General features: G+C 63.6%; 19 protein-coding genes and 1 riboswitch. Of the genes, 8 read left to right on the top strand and 11 right to left on the bottom strand.

Going from position 1 to position 25,519, the window contains the following annotated elements; genetic code table 11:
• Window positions 1–52 precede the first annotated feature (52 nt).
• Window positions 53–1,396: a phosphatase PAP2 family protein gene (locus JAO73_RS14515; RefSeq protein WP_198977779.1), complete on the top strand. Its 1,344-nt coding sequence runs from the start codon at window positions 53–55 to the stop codon at window positions 1,394–1,396.
• 61 nt (window positions 1,397–1,457) lie between these two features.
• Here the strand turns inward: JAO73_RS14515 and JAO73_RS14510 are convergent, their stop codons facing one another.
• The 5 genes from JAO73_RS14510 to JAO73_RS14490 all read right to left on the bottom strand — a co-directional run bounded on the left by JAO73_RS14510 (window position 1,458) and on the right by JAO73_RS14490 (window position 8,038).
• A complete protein-coding gene (locus JAO73_RS14510) occupies window positions 1,458–3,449 on the bottom strand; it encodes a M1 family metallopeptidase (RefSeq protein WP_198977778.1) in 1,992 nt (663 codons plus the stop codon).
• A 78-nt stretch (window positions 3,450–3,527) separates the two neighbouring features.
• Window positions 3,528–3,887 (bottom strand): hypothetical protein, encoded by a 360-nt coding sequence (locus JAO73_RS14505; protein ID WP_198977777.1) that lies wholly within the window; start codon window positions 3,885–3,887, stop codon window positions 3,528–3,530.
• Between the two features lie 2 nt (window positions 3,888–3,889).
• Window positions 3,890–5,098, bottom strand: a complete 1,209-nt coding sequence (locus JAO73_RS14500; protein WP_198977776.1) for an acetate/propionate family kinase — start codon at window positions 5,096–5,098, stop codon at window positions 3,890–3,892.
• A gap of 39 nt (window positions 5,099–5,137) precedes the next feature.
• A complete protein-coding gene (gene pta, locus JAO73_RS14495) occupies window positions 5,138–7,231 on the bottom strand; it encodes a phosphate acetyltransferase (RefSeq protein ID WP_198977775.1) in 2,094 nt (697 codons plus the stop codon).
• A 165-nt stretch (window positions 7,232–7,396) separates the two neighbouring features.
• Entirely contained in the window at window positions 7,397–8,038 is a 642-nt protein-coding gene (locus JAO73_RS14490) for a hypothetical protein (RefSeq protein WP_198977774.1), read from the bottom strand.
• A gap of 57 nt (window positions 8,039–8,095) precedes the next feature.
• Here JAO73_RS14490 and serA point away from each other — a divergent pair, with 57 nt between their 5' ends.
• Window positions 8,096–9,997 (top strand): phosphoglycerate dehydrogenase, encoded by a 1,902-nt coding sequence (gene serA / locus JAO73_RS14485; RefSeq protein WP_198977773.1) that lies wholly within the window; start codon window positions 8,096–8,098, stop codon window positions 9,995–9,997.
• 285 nt (window positions 9,998–10,282) lie between these two features.
• A complete protein-coding gene (locus JAO73_RS14480; RefSeq protein WP_198977772.1) occupies window positions 10,283–11,518 on the top strand; it encodes a T9SS type A sorting domain-containing protein in 1,236 nt (411 codons plus the stop codon).
• A 13-nt stretch (window positions 11,519–11,531) separates the two neighbouring features.
• On the opposite strand, the gene JAO73_RS14475 is transcribed toward JAO73_RS14480, so the two are convergent.
• The 4 genes from JAO73_RS14475 to JAO73_RS14460 form a co-directional block, all read right to left on the bottom strand.
• Window positions 11,532–12,968, bottom strand: a complete 1,437-nt coding sequence (locus JAO73_RS14475; RefSeq protein WP_198977771.1) for a D-alanyl-D-alanine carboxypeptidase/D-alanyl-D-alanine-endopeptidase — start codon at window positions 12,966–12,968, stop codon at window positions 11,532–11,534.
• A 177-nt stretch (window positions 12,969–13,145) separates the two neighbouring features.
• Complete coding sequence (locus JAO73_RS14470; RefSeq protein ID WP_198977770.1) at window positions 13,146–14,348, bottom strand: trans-sulfuration enzyme family protein; 1,203 nt, start codon at window positions 14,346–14,348, stop codon at window positions 13,146–13,148.
• 142 nt (window positions 14,349–14,490) lie between these two features.
• A riboswitch (SAM riboswitch) is annotated at window positions 14,491–14,605 on the bottom strand.
• Window positions 14,606–14,805: 200 nt separating this feature from the next.
• Window positions 14,806–16,416, bottom strand: coding sequence for a Na+/H+ antiporter (locus JAO73_RS14465; RefSeq protein ID WP_198977769.1), 1,611 nt, complete (start codon window positions 16,414–16,416; stop codon window positions 14,806–14,808).
• 131 nt (window positions 16,417–16,547) lie between these two features.
• Window positions 16,548–16,721 carry a hypothetical protein gene (locus tag JAO73_RS14460; protein WP_190927361.1) on the bottom strand — a complete coding sequence of 58 codons (174 nt, stop codon included), beginning with the start codon at window positions 16,719–16,721 and terminating at the stop codon, window positions 16,548–16,550.
• A gap of 161 nt (window positions 16,722–16,882) precedes the next feature.
• On the opposite strand from JAO73_RS14460, the gene pyrG reads away from it, so the two are divergent.
• From pyrG to JAO73_RS14445, 3 genes are all read left to right on the top strand, one after another.
• The gene (gene pyrG / locus JAO73_RS14455; protein ID WP_198977768.1) at window positions 16,883–18,529 is read left to right on the top strand and encodes a CTP synthase; all 1,647 of its coding nucleotides are present in this window, start codon (window positions 16,883–16,885) and stop codon (window positions 18,527–18,529) included.
• 219 nt (window positions 18,530–18,748) lie between these two features.
• Window positions 18,749–20,530, top strand: a complete 1,782-nt coding sequence (yidC, locus tag JAO73_RS14450) for a membrane protein insertase YidC (RefSeq protein ID WP_198977767.1) — start codon at window positions 18,749–18,751, stop codon at window positions 20,528–20,530.
• Between the two features lie 128 nt (window positions 20,531–20,658).
• On the top strand, window positions 20,659–21,195 hold the full coding sequence (locus tag JAO73_RS14445; protein ID WP_190927364.1) for a DUF6438 domain-containing protein: 537 nt from the start codon (window positions 20,659–20,661) through the stop codon (window positions 21,193–21,195).
• Window positions 21,196–21,219: 24 nt separating this feature from the next.
• Here JAO73_RS14445 and JAO73_RS14440 read toward each other — a convergent pair whose 3' ends face one another.
• Window positions 21,220–22,077 (bottom strand): alpha/beta hydrolase, encoded by an 858-nt coding sequence (locus JAO73_RS14440; RefSeq protein WP_198977766.1) that lies wholly within the window; start codon window positions 22,075–22,077, stop codon window positions 21,220–21,222.
• Between the two features lie 30 nt (window positions 22,078–22,107).
• Window positions 22,108–23,802 carry an ABC transporter substrate-binding protein gene (locus JAO73_RS14435; protein WP_198977765.1) on the bottom strand — a complete coding sequence of 565 codons (1,695 nt, stop codon included), beginning with the start codon at window positions 23,800–23,802 and terminating at the stop codon, window positions 22,108–22,110.
• Between the two features lie 176 nt (window positions 23,803–23,978).
• On the opposite strand from JAO73_RS14435, the gene JAO73_RS14430 reads away from it, so the two are divergent.
• Together JAO73_RS14430 and JAO73_RS14425 are read left to right on the top strand one after the other, a co-directional pair.
• A complete protein-coding gene (locus JAO73_RS14430) occupies window positions 23,979–24,785 on the top strand; it encodes a ParA family protein (RefSeq protein WP_190927367.1) in 807 nt (268 codons plus the stop codon).
• Between the two features lie 110 nt (window positions 24,786–24,895).
• A complete protein-coding gene (locus JAO73_RS14425; protein ID WP_198977764.1) occupies window positions 24,896–25,279 on the top strand; it encodes a hypothetical protein in 384 nt (127 codons plus the stop codon).
• Window positions 25,280–25,519 lie beyond the last annotated feature (240 nt).

Here is a 25,519-nt window from a genome sequence, read left to right as displayed (position 1 = left end):
CATGTCATAAATATTCGTTATTTTTGATATACACCCCTTGCTCCTATTTGCTATGAAGACAACTGTACTATTGGTTGGGCTGAGCTGCCTGCTGGCCGGTCCTGCACGGGCGCAGATGGAGCCCACCGCCGGCGAGTGGAAAACCTGGGTCATCCCCTCGGGCGCGGCCCTGGCGGTGCCGCCCCCGCCATCGGCCAAAGCCACCCGGGCCGAAGCCCAAACCGTGCTGGCCCTGGCCCAGCGGCGCGACTCGGCCAGCCGGCAGCTGATTCGCTACTGGAACGCCGGCGCGCCCGGCTACCGCTGGCAGGCCATCTCGGAAAGCCTGTTGCACGACCCCGTCGCCATGTGGCGCGCCCAGGCCCTGATGAACATCGCCATCTACGACGCCACCGTGGCCGCCTGGCACGCCAAGTACGCCTACCGCCGCCCGGGCCCCGACGCCCGCCACGCCGAAGCCGCCTGCGTGGCCCACAACAGCAGCCCCTCCTACCCTTCGGAGCACGCCGTGGCGGCCGGCGCGGCCTCGGCGGTGCTGGCGGCCCTGTTTCCGGCCAAGGCCGACTCCCTGCGCCAGCTGGCCGCCGACGCCGGCCGCTCGCGCATCTTGGCCGGGGTGGCTTACCCCAGCGACGTCGACGCCGGCTTCGAGCTGGGCCAGCGCGTGGCCGCGGCCGTGCTGGAGCGCGCCAAAACCGACAGCTGCGACGCCGTCTGGAAAGGCGCTGCGCCCACCCAGGCCACCCTCTGGCACGACAAGCGCGCGCCCGTGGCGCCCATGCGCGGGCACTGGCGGCCGTTTGTGCTCACCTCGGGCCGGCAGTTCCGCCCCGGTCCGCCGCCCGACTACACTGCCGACATGCAGGAGCTAAAAATGGCCAAGCGCACGCCGGCCACCATGGGCCGGGCCTTCTACTGGGCTTCCAACGACTACTGGGGCGAGATGCTGAACCGGAAGCTGTTCGAAACCGGCCAATACCTTGACGCCCCCCGTGCCGCCCGGGCCTACGCCCTGCTCAGCGTGGCCGCCTTCGACGCCGGCGTGGCCTGCTGGGACGCCAAGTTCTCGTACTGGGGCATTCGGCCCGACCAGTACGACCCGAGCTACCAGCCGGTGCTGCCCGTCACGCCGCCGTTTCCGGGCTACCCGTCGGGGCACGCCACGCTCTCCTGCGCCCGCGGCACGGTGCTGAGCTACCTCTTTCCCGAGGAAACCCAGCTCTGCGACGCCAAAGCCCACGAAGCCGCCGAGTCGCGCTTCGACGGCGGCATCCACTTCCGCACCGACAACATCGTGGGCCTCGCCCTGGGCAAAAAAGTGGGCCTCGAAGTGGTGAAGCGCGCCCGCCAGGACGGCGCCGACGCCCCAGCGCCGCGCAAAGTGGCCAGCCGGTGAAGGCATGCCAACAAAAAAGGCCGCCATGCAGAGCATGGCGGCCTTCGGTTTCTAACGATGGCTACCGCAGCACCTGCGCGCGCCACACGTTGTTGCCGGGGTTCACGTCGGGCAGCAGCTTGGTGGCGTTGAGGCGCACCTGCGTGAGGGGCGTGGTGGAATTGTAGCGGAAGGTCCAGGTGCCGCCGCGCTGCCAGATTTCGACGGGCAGCTTCACGCGGGTGGTTTTGCCGTTGGTTTCGGTCACGTCGGCCGTCACGGGCATGGCGGCCTGGCCGCGGTTTTCGAGGGTGATGAGGGCGCCCTGGGCGGGGTCCTGGTTCACGTAGGCCACGGTGGTCACGGCCTGGTCCAGAATCCAGTTGTTGTACACCCACTCGCGCCAAAACCAGCTCAAGTCTTCGCCGCTGGCCTCGTTCATGGTCCGGAAAAAGTCCTTGGGCTGCGGGTGCTTGAAGGCCCAGCGCTTGATGTATGTGCGGAAAGCGTAGTCGAACCGCTCCTCGCCCAGGATTTCCTCGCGCAGCAAAAACAGGCCGTAGCCCATCTTGCTATACGCCGCAAAGCCCAGGTTGCGCGACTGCGTCACGTCGGGCACGGTGTAGGGCGGGTCGGTGGCGGGGTCGAGAATGCCGCGCACCAGCCCGCCCACCAGGCGCGTGGTGTCGTTCAGCAGCTTGGCGTACTCGCCGTTGTTGAAGGCCTGCGACGACAGGATGTTGATGAACGTGTTGAAGCCCTCGTCCATCCACGGGTATTTGCGCTCGTTCGAGCCCACTATCATCGGAAACCAGTTGTGGCCGAATTCGTGGTCCGTCACGCCCCACAGGCTGGCTTTGCGCGCTTTGGCCCCACAAAACACAATGCCCGGGTACTCCATGCCGCCCACCACGCCGGCCACGTTGGTGGCCACGGGGTAGGTGTATTCGTACCACTGCTTCGAGTTGAATTCGATGCTCTTTTTCACGTACTCCGTCGAGCGGTTCCAGGCCGTGTCCTGGGCCGATTCCACGGGGTAGAACGACATGGCCAGCGACTTGCGCCCGCTGGGCAGGTTCATCTTGGCCGCGTCCCACACAAAGGCCGCCGAGGCGGCCCAGGCCACGTCGCGGGCCCGCTGGCAGCGGAAGTGCCAGCTCAGGCGGCCGCCCTTGCCAGCGGGCCGCGAGCCGGGCTGCGTCACCTCGTCCACCGAGCGCACGATGACCGTTTGGTCGGAGCCGGCGGCCTTGGCCAGGCGGCTTTGCTGGGCGCTGGTCAGCACCTCGGCGGGGTTCACCAGCTCGCCCGAGCCGCCCACCAGGAAGTTGGCCGGCACGTTCACGGTGTAGTCGAAATTGCCGTAATCGAGGTAGAATTCGGCCGTGAGGTAGGGCAGCGTGTTCCAGCCTTCCACGTCGTCGTACACGGCCATGCGCGGGTACCACTGCGCCACTTCAAAGATTTCGCCGTTTTTGGTGTTGAGGCGGCCCAGGCGGTCGGAGCCGTACTCGGGCACGTTGAAGCCGTAGTCGATGTGGATGCTGAGCTTGTCGCCCTTGGGCTTGAGGGCCTCGGGCAACATGATTTGCAGGCGCGTGTCGTTCACGCGGTAGTTGGCCTTCAGCTTTTTGCCGTGCAGCTCGATGCGCACGGTTTGCAGCGAGTCGCCGCCCTGGAAGCCGCGCGCCGAGTTGCCGAAGCGCCCGCCGCCCACGGGCGTGGCGGCCGCCCCGCGCGAGTCGGCGCGGTACAGGTTCTGGTCCACGTAGAGCCACACGAAGGGCAGGGCGTCGGGGCTGTTGTTGGTGTAGGTGATGTCGACGCTGGCCGTCACGCGGGCCGTTTTGTCGTCGAGGCGGGCGTTGATTTTGTAGTCGGCCGCGTTTTGCCAGTACTGGGCGCCGGGCTGGCCACCGGCCGTGCGCGTGGGCGTGGCCAGCTGCTCGATGAACGAGGGGCTAAACAGCGTGCGGGCGTCGTAGGCCGGGCCAGTTGGCACCGGGGCCTGAAACTGCGCCGCCGCCGTGCCGGCCGTCAGCAGGGCCGCGCCCAGCAGAAAGGTACACTTCATGAAAAATCGGGTGGAATAATGATAGAAAAGAACAGAAACCGTCTGTTTTCCTGCCAAAGGTAACGGCGCAGTCTTGCCCTAAGCCAGTTTTTCGCGCACCTGCTGCATCAGGCCGTTGAGGTCGGCCCCGGCCATGTCCTCCGCCGTCATAAATGGCTGCAGCTCCCCCGTTTCGGCAACCGCAAAAGCGGCCGGCAGTCGGTGCCCGCGCCACTGCGGAAAAGCCCGCCCGAACTCGTCGCGGTGCAGGAACTGCACCGGCACCGGCAGGCTTTTGATGAACGCGCGCCACTCGGGCCGCATGCTGGTGGCGCCATACGTCACGGCGCACAGCGCGCACGGGTAGGTGGCCGGCGAGAGGATTTTGTGAAACGCGTCCTTGAGGCCGGGCAGCAGGCCGGTGTCGGCGTTGTACACGAAGAGCAGGCGTTGGGGCATTTTCAAGCGTGAGCGGTTAGTAATTCGGCGCTTTGCCGGGCTATTTCCAGTTCCTCATTCGTCGGAATCACCAATATCCGGGCCCGCGACGCCGGCTCGCTCAGGTCGCGCAAGCCCGGGCTGCGCTGCTGGTTTTTCTCCTCGTCCAGCTGCAGGCCGAAGAACTCCATTCGCGCGCACACCTTCGCGCGCACCAGGGCGTCGTTCTCCCCCACTCCAGCGGTGAACACAATGGCATCCAGGCCATTGAGTGTGGCGGTGTAGGCGCCGATGTAGTGACGAATGCGGTAGGCGTACAGGTCGTAGGCCAGGGCGGCGCGGGCGTCGCCGGCGGCCAGGGCCTGCCCGATGTCGCGCATGTCGTTGGAGCCGGCCAGCCCCAGCATGCCGCTTTCCTTGTTGAGCAGGGTGCTCACCTGCTCGGCAGAATAGCCCAGCGGCCCCAGCAGGTGCAACAGCACCGAGGGGTCGAGGTCGCCGGAGCGGGTGCCCATCACCAGGCCGCTGAGCGGGCCGAAGCCCATGCTGGTGTCCAGCGACTGGCCGCCGCGCACCGCCGCCATGCTGCAGCCATTGCCCAGGTGAATGGTGATGAGCCGGGCGTCGGGGTTCTGCAGATACGCCGCCGCCTGGGCCGCCACGTACTGGTGGCTGGTGCCGTGAAAACCGTATTTGCGAATGCGCTGCTCCTCGTACAGCGCCGTGGGCAGGGCGTAGCGAAAAGCGTACTCGGGCATGGTCTGGTGAAAAGCCGTGTCGAACACCGCCACCTGCCGGGCCTGGGCAAACAGCTGCTCCGCCACTTCAATGCCCAGGTAATTGGCCGGGTTGTGCAACGGCGCTAGCGCGAATAGCCGCCGGATTTCCGCTTTCACCTCGGCCGTGATGAGCGTGGTGGCCGCAAATGCCTCGCCGCCGTGCACCACGCGGTGGCCCACCGCGGCGATTTCCGCGGGGTCCCGGATGACGCCGCCGGGCTGGGCCGTCAGCAGCCGGACTACCTCGCGCAGGCCGGCCTCGTGGTCGGACAGCGGCAGGACGAGGCGCTGCTCGGCAGTGGCGCCTTCCTGCTCAAAAACGGTGTGGCGAATGGTGGCTTCGTCCGAGCCGATGCGCTCCACCAGGCCGCTGCACACGGGCTGCTCGGCCGGCCACCTAAAGAGTTGGTACTTGATGGAGCTGCTGCCGGAATTGATGACGAAAATGTTCATGCAAAAGGTAATATGTAGCGTGGGCTCGCAGCGTCCACGCTACTGCTGCTGGCTTTGAATGGCGGTGATGACCACCGTATTAAACACGTCATCCACCGTGCAGCCGCGGCTGAGGTCGTTCACCGGCTTGTTCAGCCCCTGCAGCACGGGGCCGATGGCCAGGGCGCCGGTTTCGCGCTGCACGGCTTTGTAAGTGTTGTTGCCGGTGTTGAGGTCCGGGAAGATGAGCACGCTGGCCTGGCCGGCCACTTCCGAGTCGGGCAGCTTCTGGCGGCCCACCAGGGGGTCCACGGCGGCGTCGTACTGGATGGGGCCTTCCACTTTCAGGTCGGGGCGCTTCTGGCGCACCAGCTCGGTGGCCTGGCGCACCTTGTCCACGTCGGCGCCGGCGCCGGAGGTGCCCGACGAATACGAGAGCATGGCCACGCGCGGCTCGATGCCGAAGGCCCGGCTGCTTTCGGCCGAGGAAATGGCAATTTCGGCCAGCTGCTCGGCGGTGGGGTTGGGGTTCACGGCGCAGTCGCCGAACACAGCCACGCGGTCGGGCAGGCACATGAAAAACACCGACGACACCACCGACACGCCCGGCTTGGTTTTGATGAATTGCAGCGCCGGCCGGATGGTGTGCTGCGTGGTGTGCACCGCCCCCGACACCATGCCGTCGGCGTGCCCTTTGTACACCATCATCGAGCCGAAATAGGACACGTCGCGCAGCAGGTCGCGGGCCATGTCGTGGTTCACGCCCTTGTCTTTGCGCAGCTCGTAAAACGTCTCCACGTAGTCGGCGTAGTGCTCCGAATGCACCGGGTCAACGATGCGCAGGTGGCCGGCGGGCAGACTCAGGCCCAGGCGTTTGGCCGAGGCCGCCACTTCGGCCGGGTCGCCGAGAATGGTGAGGTCCACAATGTCCTGGTGCAGCAGCTGGGCGGCGGCCCGCAGAATGCGGTCGTCGTTGCCTTCGGGCAGCACAATGTGGCGGCGCGAGCGTTTGGCCCACTGCAGCAGCCGGTACTGGAACATGTGCGGCGTAATGCCCTCGGATTGGAAGCTGACCAGCTTTTCTTCCAGGGCCCGCACATCCACGTGCCGCCCGAAGGTGCCGATGGCCAGCTGCACCTTCTTGGGGTTGTCGGGCGAGATGCGCGAGCGGATGCCCGCCACGCGGGTGGTGGTTTCGAAGGTGCCCGTGGGCACGGCCAGAATGGGCACCACGTTGGGCAGGCCTTCCAGCAGGCGCATGATGGGCGGGTCGGGCTCGGAGCCGGCCGTGAGCACGATGCCGGCCACGCGCGGGTAGCTGGCCGACTGGTTGGCCTGCAGCGCGGCCACAATGATGTCGCCGCGGTCGCCGGGCGTCACAATCAGCACGTTGTCTTTGAGGTAGTTCAGAAACTGCGGCACCTGCATGGCCCCGATGACGTAGTTGTCGACCTGGCTGCCCAGGCCTCCCTCGCCAAACAGCAGCTTGCCGCCCAGCCCGGCCTGGATTTCGCGCATGGTGGGGTGCAGCAGGTTGGGCTCTTCGGGGATGACGGCCAGCAGCACCTCGGCCGGCAGCTGGGCCCGGAGCAGCGCCTGCACGTCGTCGGCCTGGGCGGGGGCCACACGGTTGGCCACCACCAGCAGCACCGGCACCTCGCGCCCCTCAAAGCTGCGCAGCAGCGTCAGCGCCGCGCTCACCAGCTGGGCCGTGCTTTTGCCTTCGCCCGACACCAGCAGCACCACCGGCACGCCCAGGTTCTTGGCAATGGACACGTTGGCGTCGAACTCAATGGCGGTGCCCGGCCCCAAAAAGTCGCTGCCCTCCACCACCGTAAAATCGCGCGTGTCTTCCCAGTGCTTGAATTTGCGGATGACGGCGTCAATCAGCTCGCCCTGGGCATCGGCTTCCAGCAGCCGCAACGCCTCCTGGCGCGTGTAGGCGTAGGTATCGGCGTAGGGCAGCCCCAGCTTGAAGTACTGGTCAATGGTGTCAATGTGCGGGTCGAGGCCCTGGCCAGGGTCGTAGTCGATGATGGGCTTGAAGTAGCCCACTTGGCGGGCTTTGCCCAGCAGCATGTTCACCAAACCCAGGGCCACCAGCGACTTGCCGCTGTTGGGCTCGGCGGCGGCGATAAAAACAGCTTTCGTCATAGCACAAGGTAACGCGCCAATAGGGCCCGGTGTTGGCGGGACCGATGACGCCGGGCCGCCGTTTGGTGCTGGGTGATGATGAGTGCCAGCCAAATCGGCGGCGCCGTCAGCCACAAACAACGCCACAAAAAAACCGGCGCAACGGCCGGGCTCTCGGGAGCAGCTTTAGTGTACCTGCAGCTTGGCGTAGGTGTAGGTCGTGCCCGGTTTTTTGCCGGTCCACATCTTCTTTTTCAGCAGCAAAGCTGAGTTAGAAAGCCACCGAACTTCTTCCGGCTCCCAACTCATTGGGTCTACCGATGGCTCTATTTTCCAGACTTGCCGCCAGCGGCCGTTTTCGAGCCGGTACAGCTGAATGGCATTGGGAAAGTATCCAACTTCAATGCCCGAAGAAGCAACCACCATGCTTCGCATATCCGGCGAATACTCAGGCAAACTAGGCAGGTCCAGCCTCTGTCCGTTCTCACCCACTAGGTGCACCTGAAATGCTTCCCAGTACCGCCCCTCCACTACGTGGTATTTCAGGCTCGCAACCAGGCCACGGTAACTGAACTCCGCTTGGTCATCATTATCAGTGCCAACGCCTTTGTCCTGAAAAATCACTTTGCCTTTTACTGTCGGAATCACAATGCATCCTTTCTGCTTCTTCAGCGGAAACGTTGCGACCGGCTTCGTCACAATTGCCGCCTTCCTGGCCTCCAGATACGCTGCTTTGGTCAGCGGGCTAAACGTCACTTTCCCCGTTGGCGGCCCAACAGCAGCCAGTTTCAATAGCAGCGGTAGCAACAAAGTCAGCAAGGGTTTCATAAAATACTTCGGGCGTGAATGCCGCGCCAAGGTACTGCCGCGCCCATCTTTGCGAACATGTCCGCTCCTGCTACCCCCCTGCCCTACCTCGTTTTCGATTTCGACAGCACGTTTACTCAGGTCGAAGGCCTGGACGAGCTGGCCGACATCGCCCTGCAAGGCCACCCCGACCAGGCCAACGTCGTCGGCCAGATTAAGGCCCTCACCGACCAGGGCATGGCCGGCGAAATCGGCTTCCAGGAGTCGCTGAGCAAACGGCTGGCCCTGCTGGGCGCCAACGAGCGCCACCTGACGCCGCTCATTGCCCGCCTCAAAACCAAAGTGAGCGAGAGCATTCAGCGCAACGCCGCTTTCTTCCGGCAGTTCGCCGACCGGATTTACGTGGTGAGCAGCGGCTTCCGCGAGTTTATTGAGCCGGTGGTGGCCGAGTTCGGCATCGCGCCCGACCACGTACTGGCCAACACCTTCACCTTCGACGCGCAGGGCAACATCACCGGCTGCGACCCCGGCAACGTGCTGAGCCGCGACGGCGGCAAAATCCGCCAGCTGGTGCTGCTCGATTTGGACGGCCCCGTGTACGTGCTCGGCGACGGGTATACCGACTACCAAATTCGCGAAGCCGGCCTGGCGCACCGCTTCTACGCTTACACCGAGAACGTTAGCCGCCCCAGCGTGGTGGCCCAGGCCGACGAGGTGCTGCCCACCTTCGACGAGTTTTTGTACCAACTAAGACTGCCCATGACTCTTTCGTACCCCAAAAACCGCATCAAGGTGCTCCTGCTGGAAAATCCGGACGCCCGCGCCGCCGAGCTGTTCCGCCAGGAAGGCTACCAGGTGGAAGAAGTGAAAGGCGGCCTCGACGAAGACGAGCTCATCGCGCGCATCGAGGGCGTGAGCCTGCTCGGCATTCGCTCCAAAACCCAGGTGACGCAGCGCGTGCTCGATGCCGCCAACCGCCTCATCGGCATCGGCGCCTTCTGCATCGGTACCAACCAGATTGACCTGGTGGGGGCCATGAAAAAGGGCGTGGCCGTGTTCAACGCGCCTTTCTCCAACACCCGCTCGGTGGTGGAGCTGGCCCTGGGCGAAATCATCGTGCTGGCCCGCCGCATTCCGGAAAAGAACCCCAAGATGCACGCCGGCGAATGGGACAAGTCGGCCAACGGCTCGTTTGAGATTCGCGGCAAGACGCTGGGCATCGTGGGCTACGGCAACATCGGCTCGCAGCTGAGCGTGGTGGCCGAGGCCGTGGGCATGAAGGTGGTGTACTTCGACGTGGCCGAAAAGCTGCAGCTCGGCAACGCCGTGAAGTGCCGCACCCTGGACGAGCTGCTGGCCCAGGCCGACGTGGTGACGCTGCACATCGACGGCCGCCAGGAAAACACCCGCTACATCGGCGCCCGGGAATTTGCGCTGATGAAACAGGGCGCCCTGTTTCTCAACAACGCCCGCGGCCACGTGGTGGACGTGCCCGCCCTGGCCGCCGCCCTGCGCAGCGGCCACCTCGGCGGCGCGGCCGTCGACGTGTTCCCGTATGAGCCCAAAACCAACCACGAAACCTTCGAAAACGAGCTGCGCGGCCTGCCCAATGTGTTGCTCACGCCCCACATCGGCGGCAGCACGGCCGAGGCCCAGCGCAACATCGCCGAGTTTGTGCCCGAGCGCATCATGCAGTACATCAACACCGGCAACACGCAGCAGTCGGTCAATTTCCCCAACATTCAGCTGCCCACGCAGCAGGCCCACCGCCTCATCCACATCCACGCCAACGTGCCCGGCGTGCTGGCCAACATCAACAACGTGCTGGCCCAGCACCACGTCAACATCCTGGGCCAGTACCTCAAAACCAACGAGCACATCGGCTACGTGATTACGGACATCGACCGGCAGTACGACCAGGAGGTGATTCAGGCCCTGCGCGCGGTGGAGCACACCATCAAGTTTCGGGTGCTGTACTAGGAATGAACAACCAGATTTTTGGCCGGACCCCGGCTTGCGGCTTTTCACTCAAAGGCCGCAAGCCGGGGTTTTGCATTGCCGTAGCGGCGAGCGTGTTGGGGTTGGCACCGGCAAAAGCGCACCTCGTCGGCCGCGGAGGCTGATTGGCAGATTGGGCGCGCTTTCTGGCTGGTGCGGTCCTTACATTCACGTCAATACGCTGCCGCAGCAGCCGGGCTTAAACTTCCGGTGCCCGGTGCCGTCAACCGACCTCTTCATCTGGGCGCGGGCCCACAACCGCTTTCTATGCCACGACACCTTTACTTCCTGCCGTTTTTCCTGCTGGCGCTTCCGGGGCTGGCTCAGTCCCAAATCACCCCCATCGTCAGCTCCTGGGTGGTGAACACCACGGGCGCTACCGGTTTTGGTGGCATTCTGAGCAACGTGCAGCGGGTACAATACTCTGCCGGCAACGTGTACATCACTTGCACCGGCGTGCCGAGCTACACCATCGGCCCCTGGCCCATGAACCCCAACTCGGCCACCAACCAGAACTTCGTGTTCAAAATCACGCGCACGCCCACGCCCAACACCGGCACGGCCACCGCCACGCCCCTGGGCCACACCGGCATCTGGAGCAACGGCGTGAGCATCTTCAACGCCAAGGACGCCATGAGCTACAACAACGCGGGCGTGTGGAACCAGAACGCCATTGTGGTGGAAGGGCCCAGCTTCGATTCCTGCCTGGGCCACCCCGCCGGCAACGGCGAGTACCACCACCACCTCAACCCGCGCTGCCTCTACAACGACCACGACAGCAGCCGCCACTCCCCCATCATCGGCTTCGCCTTTGATGGCTACCCCATCTACGGGGCCTACGGCTACGCCAATGCCAACGGCACGGGCGCCATCCGGAGCATGCGCACGTCCTACCGCTTCCGCAACATCTCGGCCCGCACCACCCTGCCCGACGGCTCTGCCGCTCCCTCGGCCGGCCCGGCCATCAACGCGGCCAAGCCGATGGGCTACTACATCGAAGACTTTGAATACGTGGCCGGCCGCGGCGACTTGGACAGCCACAACGGCCGCTTTTGCATCACGCCGGAGTACCCGCAGGGCACCTATGCCTACTTCGTCACCATCAACAGCCAGTACGCCGGCGCCTACCCCTACACGCCCGGCCCCACCTACTACGGCGTGATTCCGGCCGGCGCCACGGGCCCGCAGTCGGGCCACGCCGTGGTGAACGAGCCCGTGACCACCTACGTGGTGACGGCCACTTTCGTGGCCGCCGGGGTGCAGCTGCAAACCTACCCCAACCCGGCCAGCACCACCCTCACGGTGAAGCCCGAAGGGGGCGTGGCCAACGACCTGCGCGCCACCCTCTTCAATGCCCTGGGCCAGCCCGTCACGCCCACGGCCGAGCTGCATCCGTCGGTAGAAAGCGAATTTGATTTATCGTCGCTGGCGGCCGGCGTGTACATTCTTCGGGTACAAGGCGCGGGCACTGCCGCGTCGCAAAAGGTGGTGGTGACGCGGTAAGCCGGCGCCGCACCTACAGGCGGTCGCGCACCTGGCGCAGCACCCGCTCCACTTCGTTGCGCATGTCGCCGCTGTCGGCCACGTGGTTGTTGTTCATGAAGCTGAAGGCCACCAGCCGGCCGCTTTTGGTGCGCAGGTAGCCGCACACGTTCAGGTTGTTGCTCAGCGTGCCGGTTTTGCCCCACACCCAGGGGCCGGCGGCGTCGTGGTAGCGCTTGCGGAGGGTGCCCTGCCCCCCGCCGGCCGCCAGCAGGCTCAGCAAGCGCCGCTCGGGCACCTCTTGGTGCAGGCGGAGCAGCAGCGCCGTGAGGGAGCGGGGCGTGACGAGGTTGAGCCGCGAAAGCCCCGAGCCATCCACCCACACCACGGGGTCGGGCAGGCCGCCGAGGAAGTTTTTGCGGGCGTAGCGAATCACGCGGCCGGTGCTGAGCGAGTCGTGGCTGCCGATTTTGGTGCTGCACATCAGCAGGAGTTGCTCGGCGAGGAAGTTGTCGCTCACGCGCAGCATGCGGCGGTAAAGGGAGTCGACGCGCAGCCCGTGCAGGGTGCGAATAGAATCCGGGCCCGGGCGCGGGCGCCAGGCGGCGTTGGCCGTGGCCCGGCGCAGGGTGTCGCCCAGCAGCCGCAGCATCAGCCCCCGGCTGGTGACGAAGGGCGTTTCATCGACCCATTTTTTGGTGGAGGGCAGCACGTAGAAGCGGTTTTCGCGGGGGTCGCGCAACACGTGGGTGTCCTTGTCGAGGCCTGGCGTGAGCAGGTCGGAAGTGGCCGGGCCCACCAGCGGCACGAAATAGCGCGGCAGCACCCGCACGCGCGGCATGGCCGGGGCCACGGCCCGCGTGGCGGCCGTGCCGCCGGCCCGCGGCTTGGCGGGCGCGGGCGCGGCGGCGTAGAAGCGCACGGTGTGCCCGTAGATGGGAAATGCCCCGCGCTCGGGCTGGAAATAGTAGCCATAGTCGTCCCAGGTCCAGCTGGGGCCGAAGGGCGTCACGCATTTGATGTCGCAGTAGGCCAGCACTTTCTCGGGGCGGTTCAGCAAAAAGCTGTAGGCGCGGCGGCTGGGCACGTCGCCGTGCAGCAGCGTGGGGTCGCCGGTGCCCTGGAAAAACAGCGTGTCGCGGCGTGAGAAGTAGCGCAGGCTCGGCAGCGAATCACCGAGCAGGTGCAGCCCGGCATAAAAGCTGAACAGCTTCATGTTGCTGGCCGGGGTGAAGTATTTGGCTTCTTGGTAGCCGTAGAACGGCTTCGTGCTGTCGGCATAGGCCAAGCTCAGGCCCACCTGGTGCTGGCGCAGGATGGCCGAGCTATTCAGCAACGAATCGAGCCAGGGCAGCGGCCGGCCCGGCGCCGTGGCGGCGGTGGCCGGCGGGGTGGTGGCGGTTTGCGCGCAAGCCGGCAGCTGGGTGGCCCCCAGCGTCAGCAGCAACAGAAAATACAGGGAACGTAGCATCGGCCGCAACTTACGCAACAGACACGGTCGGGGAGGCTTTTATGGCCCAAATCATGCTTGGCGCCCAAAAATCGGCCGAATAAAACGGCCGCCATTGGGCCCGGTGGCGGCTCCCGTAACGGCGGGCGGCCACTGACTGGCTTCTTCGCGCAGCCAGCCTGCCGCCCGCCGTTGCGGCTAGGCCAGCACGGCCTCTGCTTCGGGCACCGCCAGCGGTGCGCTGGCCGCGGCAGCGCCCAAGCCATCGAGCGCCTGCGCCAAATCCGCAATGAGGTCGTCGGCGGCCTCCAGGCCAATGGAGAGGCGCAGCAGGCTGTCGGCAAAGCCGGCGGCGCGGCGCTGCTCGGCCGGGATGGCCGTGTGCGTCATCGAAGCCGAATGGCACACCAGGCTCTTGCCGCCGCCCAGGCTCACGGCCAGCTTGAAGTAGTTCAGGCTGGTGGCAAGTTGCGTGGCCGCGTCCACGGTGTCGTCTTTCAGCACCAGCGCGATGATGCCGCCAAAACCGTCGGGCTGCTGCTGCCGGGCCAGGCCGTGGTTGGGGTGCGATTCCAGCCCGGGGTAATACACAGCCTGGATTTCGGGGCGGCTTTGCAGGAAGCGGGCCACCTGCAGGGCCGCGCTGCAGTGCCGGGCAATGCGCAAATGCAGGGTTTCGAGCCCGCGAATCACCAAAAACGAATCGAACGGCCCCAGTATGGCCCCCGAGGCGTTTTGAATGAACTGGATTTGCTTGCCCAGCTCTTCGGTAGCTGCCACCACGGCGCCGGCAATCAAATCGGAATGGCCGCCCAAATACTTGGTGGCGCTGTGCACCACCAAATCGGCGCCCAGCAGAATGGGCTGCTGCAGCACGGGCGAAGCAAAGGTGTTGTCGACGCACAGCCAGGCACCGGCGGCGTGGGCCAGCTCGGCCAGCCCGGCAATGTCGGAGACTTTGAGCGTGGGGTTCGAGGGCGTCTCCAGCCACACCAGCTTGGTGCGCTCGGTGATGGCGGCCTGCACCTGGGCCAGGTCGGCGGTGTCGCAATACACGATGTCGATGCCGAAACGGCGGTACACGTGCTCAAACAGGCGGAAGGCCCCGCCGTAGATGTCGTCGATGGCCACAATCTGGTCGCCGGTCGAGAGCAACTTCAGCACGGCATCGATGGCGGCCATGCCGCTGGCAAAGGCGTAGGCCGAATGGCCGTGCTCGAGGCCGGCCAGCAGCTGCTCCAGGGCGCTGCGGGTGGGGTTGGCGGTGCGGGAGTAGTCGTAGCCCTTGTGCACGCCCGGCGACTCCTGCACGAAGGTACAGGTCTGGTATATCGGCACCGCGAGGGCACCGGTTTGTTCGTCGACGGGAAAGGACTGAATGAGGCGGGTGGAGGCTTGCATGAGGCAATGAGCGTTTTGTGGCTGAGACGAAAACGCACCCGGGTACCTAAGCACTTTCAAGATTTCTTACCGAAAGGGCACAAAAAAAGCCCTTCCGACAAGTCAGAAGAGCACCACCGCTGCAGTCGGGGAACATCTTGTAGACTTATCTTCTCCTGAACCGGCCGAAACTGATTCAGAACAGGATTTAGCACCTGGTATTGCTACTGGTTGCTAAGGCATCGCAGGGCCTGTCCCTCCGCCTTTCTTGATAAGTGCCCCGATTAGGGAGCGTGCCGCAAAGATAGCGGCGGCCTGAAACGACGCAAGCGAGGGAGTGGAAAAAATAATCAGCACTTCCTGCAGAGCGCAGCGAAGCATCTCGCGTGTGGTAGTAATTTAATTGATATTAGTTGAAGCAGGCGAGATGCTTCGCTGCGCTCTGCATGACGTTCCGTTATCAGCCGGCCGCCCTCCCCTACCGCTCAATGTGCTTCACCTTGGCCTCGTCCAGGTCCAGTTGGGCTTCCTGCTGGCGCAGCACTTCGTCGTCGAAGCTGTCGTGGTGGCGCAGGTGGGCCAGGGCCTCGCGCTCCACGTTCAGCACATCGAGCAGCACGAGGTGGTACTGGCGCAGGGCGTCGCGGCCGGCCTGGTCGGTTTCCAGCGCGTTGAGGGTGCGGGTGGTGAGGTTGATTTCGGTTTGCATGCGCTGCTGCAGGCGGGCAATCAGCTCGTTGGCTTCCGTTTCGGCGGCGTAGTGGCGCTGCAGGTGCTTCACGGCCGCGGTGCGCAGGTGCAGGCGCACGCCGGCTTCCTGCTCTTCGAGGGGCATGCGGTCGTCGCGCTCGGCAATCCGGGTGAAGCGGATGATGGCCGGCAGCGTGAGCCCCTGCAGCACCAGCGTGACCAAAATGACCACAAATGTGATGAACAGAACGAGGTTGCGCTGCGGGAACTGCAGGCCGTCGTTGGTCATCAGCGGCACCGATAGCGCCGAGGCCAGCGACACCACCCCGCGCATGCCCGCCCAGCCCAGCACCAGCGTGCCCTGCCAGCCGGGGCTGGGCTCGGCATTGCGGATGCTTTTGCTCAAATAGCGCGGAATGAACGCCGCCGGGTACATCCACAGCAGCCGAATGACAATGACCAGCCCGCTCATCAGCAAACCGTAGGCAATGCCTTGCTGCAAAGAGTATTCGCCCAGCCCTTCCACCGCAATGGGCAACTGCAGGCCAATGAGAATGAACACCAGCCCATTCAGCACGAAGCTCACGCTGGCCCACACGCTGTTGGCCTGCAGGCGGGTGTTGGCGTCGAACACCCGGTGCGACAGGTGCGAAAGCAGCAACCCGCCGCTCACCACCGCCAGCACGCCCGAAAAGTGGAATTCCTCGGCCAGCAAATACATCACGTAGGGCGCCATGAAGGTGAGCACCGTGTTGATGCTGGGCGTGGTGGGCAGGTACTTGTGAATGAGGTAGAAGCCGTAGGCCACGCCCAGCCCCACCGCCAGCCCCATGCCGCTCACCAGCAGAAAGCTGGTGGCCGCCTCCTGCCACACAAACACGCCCGACGACACCGCCAGCAACGCAAACCGAAACACAATCAGGCTGCTGGCGTCGTTAATCAGGCTCTCACCTTCCAGAATAGCCGTCACCCGCCGCGGCACCTTGATGCCGCGCAGCACTGAAGTGGCCGCCACTGCATCGGGCGGCGAAATGATGCCCCCGAGCAGGAACCCCAGCCCCAGCGTAAACCCCGGAATGACGGCCCGCGCCACGTAGGCCACAATGGCCGAAGTAAAGGCCACCAGCCCAAACGCGAGCAGCCCAATGGCCCGACGCCAGCGCCAGAAATCGTTCCAGGAGGTGGTCCAGGCCGCCTCGTAGAGCAGCGGCGGCAGGAAAATCAGGAATATTAAATCGGGCGCAATGGCCACCCGCGGCAGGCCGGGCACAAAGCTGAGCGCCAGCCCACCCAACACCAGAAAAATGGGGTAGGAAATGCGCAGCTGCTGCGCCAGCATCACCAGCAGAAACACGACGAACAGCAGGCCGAGAACGAGGAGCAGGGTTTCGTGCAACATGGGGCCGGGTTGTATTTACCAGCCCAAAGAAACACCCGGCCGCGCCAGCCAACGAAACGGCTTGCCCAAGCGCGCTGTGCTTCAGCGGGCGCGACGAAGCAGGATGACGAAACGCTTGGGCGCGTTCTATTCTACCGGTGCCACAGCTGGCGGCCCGCCGTGGGCCGCTTGGGCCGGTCGAAAAGCACCACGTAGAGCACGCCCAGCAACGGCGTGAGCAGCAAGGCCGTGAGCAGGCGCAAGTGCCAGTAGTGCACCGGGCTCAGGCCCCAGCTCTGGACGAGGTGATTGATGAAATGTGCCATAAACTAAATGTATTAATTCCCAGCAACTTTTGCAATCGTTTGCGGAAATACCCGCCTCTTTTTTGCGGGCCGTCACGGGCTAGCCGCGGCGGCATTGGTGGCCCGGCCGCGCATTTTTTTCCGCCATCCCAACTTTGGGCGCCGTACTTTTGACTCCCGTCATGCCCGAACGCTCCAACCCCTCCCCCAGCGCGTCGGCAGCGAAATACATTTTCGTTACCGGCGGCGTCACTTCTTCACTCGGCAAAGGAATCATTTCCGCTTCGCTGGCCAAGCTTCTGCAGGCCCGCGGCTTCCGAGTCACCATCCAGAAGTTCGACCCTTACATCAACATCGACCCCGGTACGCTGAACCCGTACGAGCACGGCGAGTGCTACGTGACCGACGACGGCGCCGAAACCGACCTCGACCTCGGCCACTACGAGCGGTTCCTGAACACGCCCACCTCGCAGGCCAACAACGTCACCACCGGCCGCATCTACGACCACGTCATCCGCCGCGAGCGCGAGGGCGCCTTCCTCGGCAAAACGGTGCAAGTGGTGCCCCACATCACCGACGAAATCAAGCGGCGCATGCTGCTGCTGGGCCAGAACGGCCAGTTCGACGTGGTGATTACCGAAATCGGCGGCTGCATCGGCGACATCGAGAGCCTGCCTTTTGTGGAGGCCGTGCGCCAGCTGCGCTGGGAGCTGCCCGAGAATGATTCGCTGGTCATTCACCTTACGCTGCTGCCTTTCCTGAAGGCCGCCGGCGAGCTTAAAACCAAGCCCACCCAGCACTCGGTGCGCGACCTGCGCGAGGCCGGCCTGCAGCCCGACATCCTGGTGTGCCGCTCCGAGCACCCGATTCCGATGGAAATGCGGCGCAAAATCGCGCTGTTCTGCAACGTCAAAATCAACTCGGTCATCGAAAGCCTCGACGCCGACAGCATCTACTCGGTGCCGCTGCTCATGCGCAAAGAGGGCCTGGACGAGCGGGTGATTAAGCGCCTGAAGCTGACCGGTGGCGCCCAGCAGCCGGATTTGGAGGCGTGGAAGGACTTTCTGGGCAAGCTGAAAAACCCGACCGAGGAAGTGACCATCGCCCTGGTGGGCAAGTACGTGGAGCTGCCCGACGCCTACAAGTCCATCAACGAGGCCTTTGTGCACGCCGGCGCCCAAAACGAGTGCAAGGTGACGGTGCGCAGCATCCAGTCCGACCACGTGACGCCCGACAACATTGCCGGCCTGCTGCACGGCTGCGACGGCGTGCTGGTGGCCCCCGGCTTCGGCGAGCGCGGCTTCGAGGGCAAGATTGCCGCCGTGCGCTACGTGCGGGAAAACAACATTCCCTTCTTCGGCATCTGCCTGGGCATGCAGGTGGCCGTGGTGGAATACGCCCGCCACGTGCTGGGCCTGCTCGACGCCAACTCCACCGAGATGGACGCCCTCACGCCCAACCCCGTCATTGCCATGATGGAGGAGCAGAAAAACATCACCCAGAAAGGCGGCACCATGCGCCTGGGTGCCTACGCCTGCGACCTGCGCCGCGGCTCGAAAGCGGCCAAAGCCTACGGCCGCAACCACATCAGCGAGCGGCACCGCCACCGCTACGAGTTCAACAACCAGTACCTGCCCCGCTTCGAGGAAGCCGGCCTGCAAGCCACCGGCACCAACCCCGAAACCGGCCTGGTGGAGGTGATTGAGCTGCCCAGCCACCCGTGGTTCGTGGCCGGTCAGTTCCACCCCGAGCTGAAAAGCACCGTGGAGCAGCCCCACCCGCTGTTCGTGCGCTTCGTGCGGGCCGCCATTCAGCACCGCAAGGGGTAGGCAGGTTTCAAAGCAATTGCAGACGCCTGTCCTCCTGAACGCAGCGAAGGACCTTATCACGTCAAAACGGTTTGTGGTAATTCTTTTTACCCAAGCGCGATAAGGTTCTTCGCTGCGCTCAGGAGGACAGGCGTCTGCAATTATTTATTCCTCTTTTTCATTCTTCATTAAGCGCAGCGTCCCGCCGTACCTTTGCCCCTTCGCAACTTTAACATCGTAATGGATAGAAATCAAGCAACCGGCCTGTTCCTTATCTCGGCCTTGCTCCTCGTGTACCTGTTTTTCTTCAGCCCGAAGAAGGACGAGAAAGCCGCCGGCAAAACGCCCCCGGCCACTACTGCGGCGGCCACGCCAGCCGCGGCTCCGGCCGCCGCCGCGCTGGCGCCCGAAACCGCCCTCGACACCACGGCCGGCCCGGCCCAGGACCTGCACCTGACCAACGCCAACCTCGACGTGACGCTCTCGACGCGCGGCGGCCGCGTGACGGCCGTGCGCCTGCTGAAGTACAAGACCTTTTTCGGCCAGCCGTTGGATTTGTTCGACGCCAAAAGCGCCCGCATGGACACCCGCTTCCGCACCGTCGACGGCAAAAGCATCAAGTTTTCGGACCTGAATTTTCAGGCTGCACCCTCGCAAGCCAACGGCGCGTCGGTGCTCACGTTCACGGCGCCCGTGGCCGGGGGGCAGATTGTGCAGACCTACTCGCTGCCCGCCAACAGCTTTGAGGTGAAGTACGACCTGCGCCTGGTGGGCTTGGAGCGCACCGTGGCCCAGGAGCCGCTCACCTTCAGCTTCGTGGACCAGGTGCGCCAGACCGAGCAGGACCTCAAGCAGAACCGCAACCACACCACCATCAACCATTACCTTGCCGCTGGCGACCAGGGCGCCCTGGCCGAAGCCAGCGAGAAGCCCGAGGAATTCAAAGCCGGCGGACCGGTGAAATGGGCGGCGCACAAGCACGACTTTTTTGTGGCCGGCCTAATTGCCGACCAGCAGCCTTTCGCTGGCGGCGCGTTCAATTCGAACGTGAACCTGGAAGACCCCAAAACCATCAAAACGCTGAGCAGCACGCTCTCCATTCCGGTGGCCGAGGTGGAGCAGGGCCGCGGCCAGTACCGCTTCTATTTCGGCCCCAATGCCTTCAACACCCTGAAGGAAGTGGCGCCGGAGTTCGACCGCAACGTGTACCTCGGCTGGGGCTTGTTTCGCTGGGTAAACCGCTTCGTGGTGCTGCCCGTGTTCCATTTCCTGGAGCAATACATCAGCTCCTACGGCATCATCATCCTGCTGCTGGTGGTGCTCATCAAGCTGGTGACCTGGCCCCTGACCTACAAGACCTACGAAAGCCAGGCCCGCATGAAAGTGCTGAAGCCCGAGCTCGACGAGCTGAAGGCCAAGTACGGCGACGACCAGACCAAGGTGCAGCAGGAGACCATGAAGCTCTACCAGACCTTCGGCGTGAGCCCGCTGAGCGGCTGCGTGCCCACGCTGCTCACGCTGCCCATCCTGTTTGCCATGTTCCAGTTCTTCCCCAACGCCATTGAGCTGCGTCAGCAGAGTTTCTTGTGGGCCAAGGACTTGAGCTCCTACGACGTGTTTGCCAAACTGCCTTTCTACATCAAGTGGTACGGCGACCACATCAGCATGTTCACGCTGCTCATGACGGCCTCCACGCTGGTGATGACCTGGCAGAGCAACCAGATGAACACGGCCATGCAGGGCCCGATGAAGACGTACAGCTACCTGATGCCCATCATCTTCCTGTTCGTGCTGAACAGCTTTGCGGCCGGCCTCACCTGGTACTACTTCGTGTCGAACGTCATCACTTTCGCGCAGCAGGCCATCACCCGTGGCCTGGTAGATGACACCAAGATTCGCGCCCAGCTCGAAGCCAACAAAATCAAGAACAAGGACAAGAAGCCCAGCGGCCTGCAGGGCCGCATTGCCGAAGCCATGAAGGCCGCGCAGGAGCGCGAAGCCCAGGCCAAGCGCAAGTCGTAATCTTTCCCGTCATCCGGAATGGGTGGCGGGCCAAAACCGGCAGAACGAAGACCATAGGCACGGTTTTCGTTCTGCCGGTTTTTTGTTTGCCTACATTCACGCGGCAATTCCTTTTATACCCCCCCGTCATGCGCCATTTCGCCCTGCTGCTGTTCCTGTTTGCTTTCGGCCTCGCGCTGCCCGCCTGCGCCCAAAAAGTCGCCTCCAAAACCCAGAAGGTGAAGGTAAAAAAGGCCAAAAGCAGCACAAAGCCCGTGGCTGCCGCCAAGCCCGCGGCCGAGGAAAGCCCGGTCATCACCTTCGAGCGGACGCCCTGCTTCGGCACTTGTCCGGCCTACCGCATGCAGGTGTTTGCCGATGGGCGCGTGCTGTACGAAGGCCGGCGCGGCGTGCCGTTTGTGGGCCAGAAAGAGCTTAGGCTGTCCAAAGCCGCTGTCGACGACTTGCTGCGCCAGGCCAAGGAAGCGCATTTCGACCAGTTTGCTGAGCAATACACCCAGCACACCACCGACCTGCCCAGCACCATCATTGGCGTGCGGCAGGCCAACGGCCAGCTCAAAGTGGTGCGGGTAGAAGAAGGCGAACCCGAAAACGTGCGGCAGCTCGTCACCTATTTCGGGCACCAGTTCGACCCGTTGGTTCAGTCCACCGCGGCCGACAGATAAGACGTGCCCCAGCTGCGGGCCGGCTCATTTTCCTTCCGAAGGCGCGGGCTTGAACACCGTGCGAAACGCCTTCAGCGCCGCCGGATGGTAGATGGTGGCGTGCGACTCCTGCGGCATGGCCTCGGAATAGGCAGTGATGCGCCCACCCGGTTTGCTGTTTAGCAGCTTGGCCAGCTGGCTCACGACGTCCGGGTCGCCATCGCGGCTGGTAGCCAGAAACACGGTTTTGGGCTGGCTGCTCTTGGCCGTGAACCAAGGCAACTTGCTGGCTTCTTTTGCCAGCTGGCCGTTGTTCCACCACAGGCTGGGGTCGAAGGCTAGGTAGGTGTTGAACAGTTCGGGCTCCAGCAGCAGCGTTTCGACCACGAACAAGCCCGCCAGCGACTCGCCCACGATGGCCGTTTCGGCGGTGGTGCGGTAGCGCTTTTTCACGGCCGGCATCAATTCCTCGCGCAGAAATTGACGGTAAGCAGCCGAGCCGCCCACTCGGGGGGCTATTTTCTTGTCCTTCTCGTTGGTGGTGGGCCCGGTGAGGTCGCGCCGCCGCTCGGTGTTTTCGATGCCGACCAGGATGAACGGCCGCATCGTGCCATTGCCCACCGAGACTTGCACCAAGCCGGCTACGTGCAAAAAATCCTCCTGCATGCCGCCATCCGGCATGTAAAGCACCGGCAGCTGCAGCGTAGTCGATTCGGCATAGCCCGCCGGCAGGTACACGTTGATGCGGCGCGTTTCGCCCAGCGCCTTGGAGGCAATGGTGAACGTCTGCCCCATCACCAGCGGGGCAGCTTCGGAGGCAGCACCAGCGGCTTGGCCACGCACGGCGCCCGCCCACGGCAGGGCCAGCAGCACCAGTAGAATCGACGGGCGGAGAAAGCGCATAACGAGTCAGATTAAAGGCGAAAAGGTGGGTCAGTCCTTGTGTACTCGCTCCAGCAGCAGCGTGTTCATGGGGTTGGGCGTGAGGCCGCGCACGTTGTTCTGCGTGAGGCGCACCACTTCGTCGTAATACAGGCTGATAACGGGCGACTCTTCCACCACAATGCGGTCCATGGCCTGGTAGAGGGCCGTGCGCCGGGCCACGTCCTGGGTGCGGCGGGCTTCGTCGTAGAGCCTGTCGTACTGCGCGTTCTTGAAGTGGGTTTTATCGGGGCCGCCGGGGCTGAAGTTGGGGCTGTAGAACAGCGCCAGGTAATTTTCGGCGTCGGGGTAGTCGCCCAGCCAGCTTTTGGCGAAAAAGGCCACGCGGCCGTTGTCTACTAGGTCCTGCTGCGCGGCCGACTGGTTGATGTCAATCTGGACCTGCACGCCCACGTCGGCCCATTGCTTTTGCAGGTACTCCCCTATCTCCTTGCGTTCCAGCACGGTGCTTAGGCGCAGGCGCAGCGGTTTGCCGGGGCCGTAGCCCGCGGCGCGCAGCAGTTGCCGGGCCTTTTGCGGCTGGTAGCTGTAGCCCGGCACTTCCTTCTCCGAGAAGGACGGCAAGGCCTTGGGCACGAAACCGGACGTGCCCGCCGTGCCCACCCGGTTTAGCAGATAAGTCAGCATTTCGGGCTTGTTGAGGGCGTAGTTCAAGGCCTGGCGCACGCGCTTGTCGCGCAGGGCGCGGCCCTGCACGGCCTGTTCGCCCGTCAGGTTAGCGGAGTCGAGCTGGATGCCCAGGTACTCCGTGTTCAGGTACGGCACCTTCTGCACCGTGAATTTGCCCTTGAAATCCTCCCGAATCGTGCCGTCCGGGTGCATAATCAGGTCGCGCGAACCGGCCCGGATGCCCGACAGAAAATCCAGCTTGCCCTGCATGAAGGTCAGAAATTCGGTTTTGCGGTCGGGCAGAAAGCTAATGGCCACGGCGTCCAGATAGGGCAAGGCTTTGCCCTGCCGGTCGCGCCGCCAGTAGCTGGGGTTGCGCTCGTAGAGCAGCACGTTGCCCTCGTCCCAAAGCTTGAACCGGAACGGGCCCGTGCCCACCGGGTGCTCGCGGAAGTCTTTGCCGTACTTGGCCACGGCTTCGTGCGGCACCACGTAGGCATAGGGCATGGTCAGAATGCCCAAAAACGGCACAAACGGCTCCTTCAAATGGATGCGCAGCGTGGAGTCGTTGGCCGCCACGAAGGCCGTGTCGCTGGGCGAGCCGTCGGGATTTTCCAGGATTTTGCCCCGAAAAATCCAGCCGCCGGTGCTGGCCGTGGCCGCGTCCAGAATGCGCTTGAAGCTGTAAACGAAGTCCTGCGCTTCCACTTCGCGGCCTTTGCCGCCCGGAAAAACGTCGCTGTCGTGAAAGCGCACGCCCTTGCGCAGCACGAAGGTGTAGAGGCGGCCGTCGGGCGAAATGCTATAGCGCCGGGCCAGCGCCGGAGCGGGCAGCAGGGTCGAATCCAGCTCCACCAGCCCGCTGTAGAGCTGGCCTACCGCCCACCAGTTGGCCTGGTTGCGGGCAAAAGCGGGGTCGAGCGACGAGAGGGCTTCGGGCTGGTTGTAGCGAAACACGCGGCGCTCGTCGGCGGCCGGGCGGGCCGCGTCGTGGCAGCCGGCCAGCGTTAGCAAGCCCAGCGAAAGTCCAAACCAGTTAGCCGAGAAGCCAGCCCAACGAGCCAAAAAAGGGGCCATGCGAACAGGGAAAGAATGTATCTTTGTGCAATGCTACGGCAAAAGTTATTAGTTTTTAGCTGTCGGTTGCTCGTTGTCAGTTGTTAGTTGAAAGGCCCTTAAAAAGCCCACTACCTGACGATGAAGCAACAAACCACTAACAACTGACAACGAACAACTGACAACTAGAGAGACTCATGGGAAAAATCATTGCGGTAGCCAATCAAAAAGGCGGGGTGGGCAAAACCACTACTTCCATCAACCTCGCGGCGTCCCTGGCCGCCCTGGACTACCGGACCCTGCTCGTCGACGCCGACCCCCAGGCCAACGCCACTTCCGGCGTGGGCTACGACCCCAAGGACATCCAGAACAGCATCTACGAGTGCATGGTGGACGGCATCAACGCCCAGGACATCATCCTGCCCACCAACATCCTGCCCCACCTCGACCTCATGCCCTCCCACATCGACCTGGTGGGCGCCGAGGTGGAGATGATAAACCTGCCCAACCGCGAAGAGAAAATGAAGGAGGCCCTGCGCCCCCTCGCCGAGCAGTACGACTACATCATCATCGACTGCTCACCCTCGCTGGGCCTCATCACGGTCAACGCCCTCACGGCCGCGCACTCGGTCATCATCCCGGTGCAGTGCGAGTATTTTGCCCTCGAAGGCCTCGGCAAGCTCCTGAACACCATCAAAATCATCCAGAGCCGCCTCAACACCGACCTCGAAATCGAAGGCATCCTGCTCACGATGTACGACGTGCGCCTGCGCCTAAGCAACCAAGTGGTGGAAGAAGTGCGCATGCACTTCCAGCAGTTGGCCTTCGACACCATCATCCCGCGCAACGTGAAGCTGAGCGAGTCGCCCAGCTTCGGCATCCCCGTCATCCTGCACGACGCCGAAAGCAAAGGCTCCATCAGCTACCTCAACCTGGCCCGCGAAATCGTGGAGAAAAACAGCGTGGAAGCCACCGAGGAAACCGCGGAGGACGAGCGGATTTAGTTTTAGAACGTCATGTTGAGCGAAGTCGCAGCATCTCCACTGCGCAGGTAATCAACAGATGCTATAGTAGCAGAAGTCTCTTCTGATTATTAAAGCCCAGCCAGTTCCCGATGGCTTCTTCCTCCGGACACCTGCCGCCAGATTTTCGGGTAAGCTACCGCATCTACAGCGCCGAAGAAGGCGGGCGCAAGAAGCCGCACTTCCAGGGCATCCGGTGGGATTTTGCTTACGAAGACGAGGACATAAGCCCACCAAATCAGACATTTGTGATTTGGCCGATATTCATCACACCATCTGGCGAAATGCTGCCCGAAGGTGAGCCCATGCCTAATTCTGGCTTGGCTGATATGTATATTCTAAATTCTGCTTTTCGGGAATTTCACAGCCAGCACATAAAGCTTGGTACACGGGGTTATTTCCGAGAAGGTGGGCTGAATATCGGGCCGTGCGAAGTAGTTGAGGTGCTGGCGCTGCATCAGAATCCAAAGTTGTAGTGTCATAAGCCCCAGCGGGGCGACATATCGGTAGTAATCCAAGTTTCTTCAGGTTCTCAAAGCCCCGTCGGGGCGGCATTCGTTGAACGAGGGCCGCCCCGACAGGGCTTTGCATTCGGGTCTTGCGTCTGGCTCCCCCCTCTCCTTTGGGAGAGGGGGCCGGGGGGTGAGGCGCCCGTCAGAACGTCGCCCCAAACTTCCGGCTTGCCCTTCGCTGAACTCTCCGTATTTTTGACGTTC

This window comes from Hymenobacter miniatus, from assembly GCF_016427455.1.
Lineage (GTDB): Bacteria > Bacteroidota > Bacteroidia > Cytophagales > Hymenobacteraceae > Hymenobacter > Hymenobacter armeniacus.
The sequence above is the reverse complement of the archived record's forward strand: the minus strand, read 5'-3'. Positions and strand labels throughout refer to the sequence as shown.

What these genes read in the sequence shown, in the direction of transcription:
- JAO73_RS14515 (WP_198977779.1), top strand. Translation starts at nt 53, where the DNA reads ATGAAGACAACTGTACTATTGGTTGGGCTGAGCTGCCTGCTGGCCGGT.
- JAO73_RS14510 (WP_198977778.1), bottom strand. Translation starts at nt 3,449, where the DNA reads ATGAAGTGTACCTTTCTGCTGGGCGCGGCCCTGCTGACGGCCGGCACG.
- JAO73_RS14505 (WP_198977777.1), bottom strand. Translation starts at nt 3,887, where the DNA reads ATGCCCCAACGCCTGCTCTTCGTGTACAACGCCGACACCGGCCTGCTG.
- JAO73_RS14500 (WP_198977776.1), bottom strand. Translation starts at nt 5,098, where the DNA reads ATGAACATTTTCGTCATCAATTCCGGCAGCAGCTCCATCAAGTACCAA.
- pta (WP_198977775.1), bottom strand. Translation starts at nt 7,231, where the DNA reads ATGACGAAAGCTGTTTTTATCGCCGCCGCCGAGCCCAACAGCGGCAAG.
- JAO73_RS14490 (WP_198977774.1), bottom strand. Translation starts at nt 8,038, where the DNA reads ATGAAACCCTTGCTGACTTTGTTGCTACCGCTGCTATTGAAACTGGCT.
- serA (WP_198977773.1), top strand. Translation starts at nt 8,096, where the DNA reads ATGTCCGCTCCTGCTACCCCCCTGCCCTACCTCGTTTTCGATTTCGAC.
- JAO73_RS14480 (WP_198977772.1), top strand. Translation starts at nt 10,283, where the DNA reads ATGCCACGACACCTTTACTTCCTGCCGTTTTTCCTGCTGGCGCTTCCG.
- JAO73_RS14475 (WP_198977771.1), bottom strand. Translation starts at nt 12,968, where the DNA reads ATGCTACGTTCCCTGTATTTTCTGTTGCTGCTGACGCTGGGGGCCACC.
- JAO73_RS14470 (WP_198977770.1), bottom strand. Translation starts at nt 14,348, where the DNA reads ATGCAAGCCTCCACCCGCCTCATTCAGTCCTTTCCCGTCGACGAACAA.
- JAO73_RS14465 (WP_198977769.1), bottom strand. Translation starts at nt 16,416, where the DNA reads ATGTTGCACGAAACCCTGCTCCTCGTTCTCGGCCTGCTGTTCGTCGTG.
- JAO73_RS14460 (WP_190927361.1), bottom strand. Translation starts at nt 16,721, where the DNA reads ATGGCACATTTCATCAATCACCTCGTCCAGAGCTGGGGCCTGAGCCCG.
- pyrG (WP_198977768.1), top strand. Translation starts at nt 16,883, where the DNA reads ATGCCCGAACGCTCCAACCCCTCCCCCAGCGCGTCGGCAGCGAAATAC.
- yidC (WP_198977767.1), top strand. Translation starts at nt 18,749, where the DNA reads ATGGATAGAAATCAAGCAACCGGCCTGTTCCTTATCTCGGCCTTGCTC.
- JAO73_RS14445 (WP_190927364.1), top strand. Translation starts at nt 20,659, where the DNA reads ATGCGCCATTTCGCCCTGCTGCTGTTCCTGTTTGCTTTCGGCCTCGCG.
- JAO73_RS14440 (WP_198977766.1), bottom strand. Translation starts at nt 22,077, where the DNA reads ATGCGCTTTCTCCGCCCGTCGATTCTACTGGTGCTGCTGGCCCTGCCG.
- JAO73_RS14435 (WP_198977765.1), bottom strand. Translation starts at nt 23,802, where the DNA reads ATGGCCCCTTTTTTGGCTCGTTGGGCTGGCTTCTCGGCTAACTGGTTT.
- JAO73_RS14430 (WP_190927367.1), top strand. Translation starts at nt 23,979, where the DNA reads ATGGGAAAAATCATTGCGGTAGCCAATCAAAAAGGCGGGGTGGGCAAA.
- JAO73_RS14425 (WP_198977764.1), top strand. Translation starts at nt 24,896, where the DNA reads ATGGCTTCTTCCTCCGGACACCTGCCGCCAGATTTTCGGGTAAGCTAC.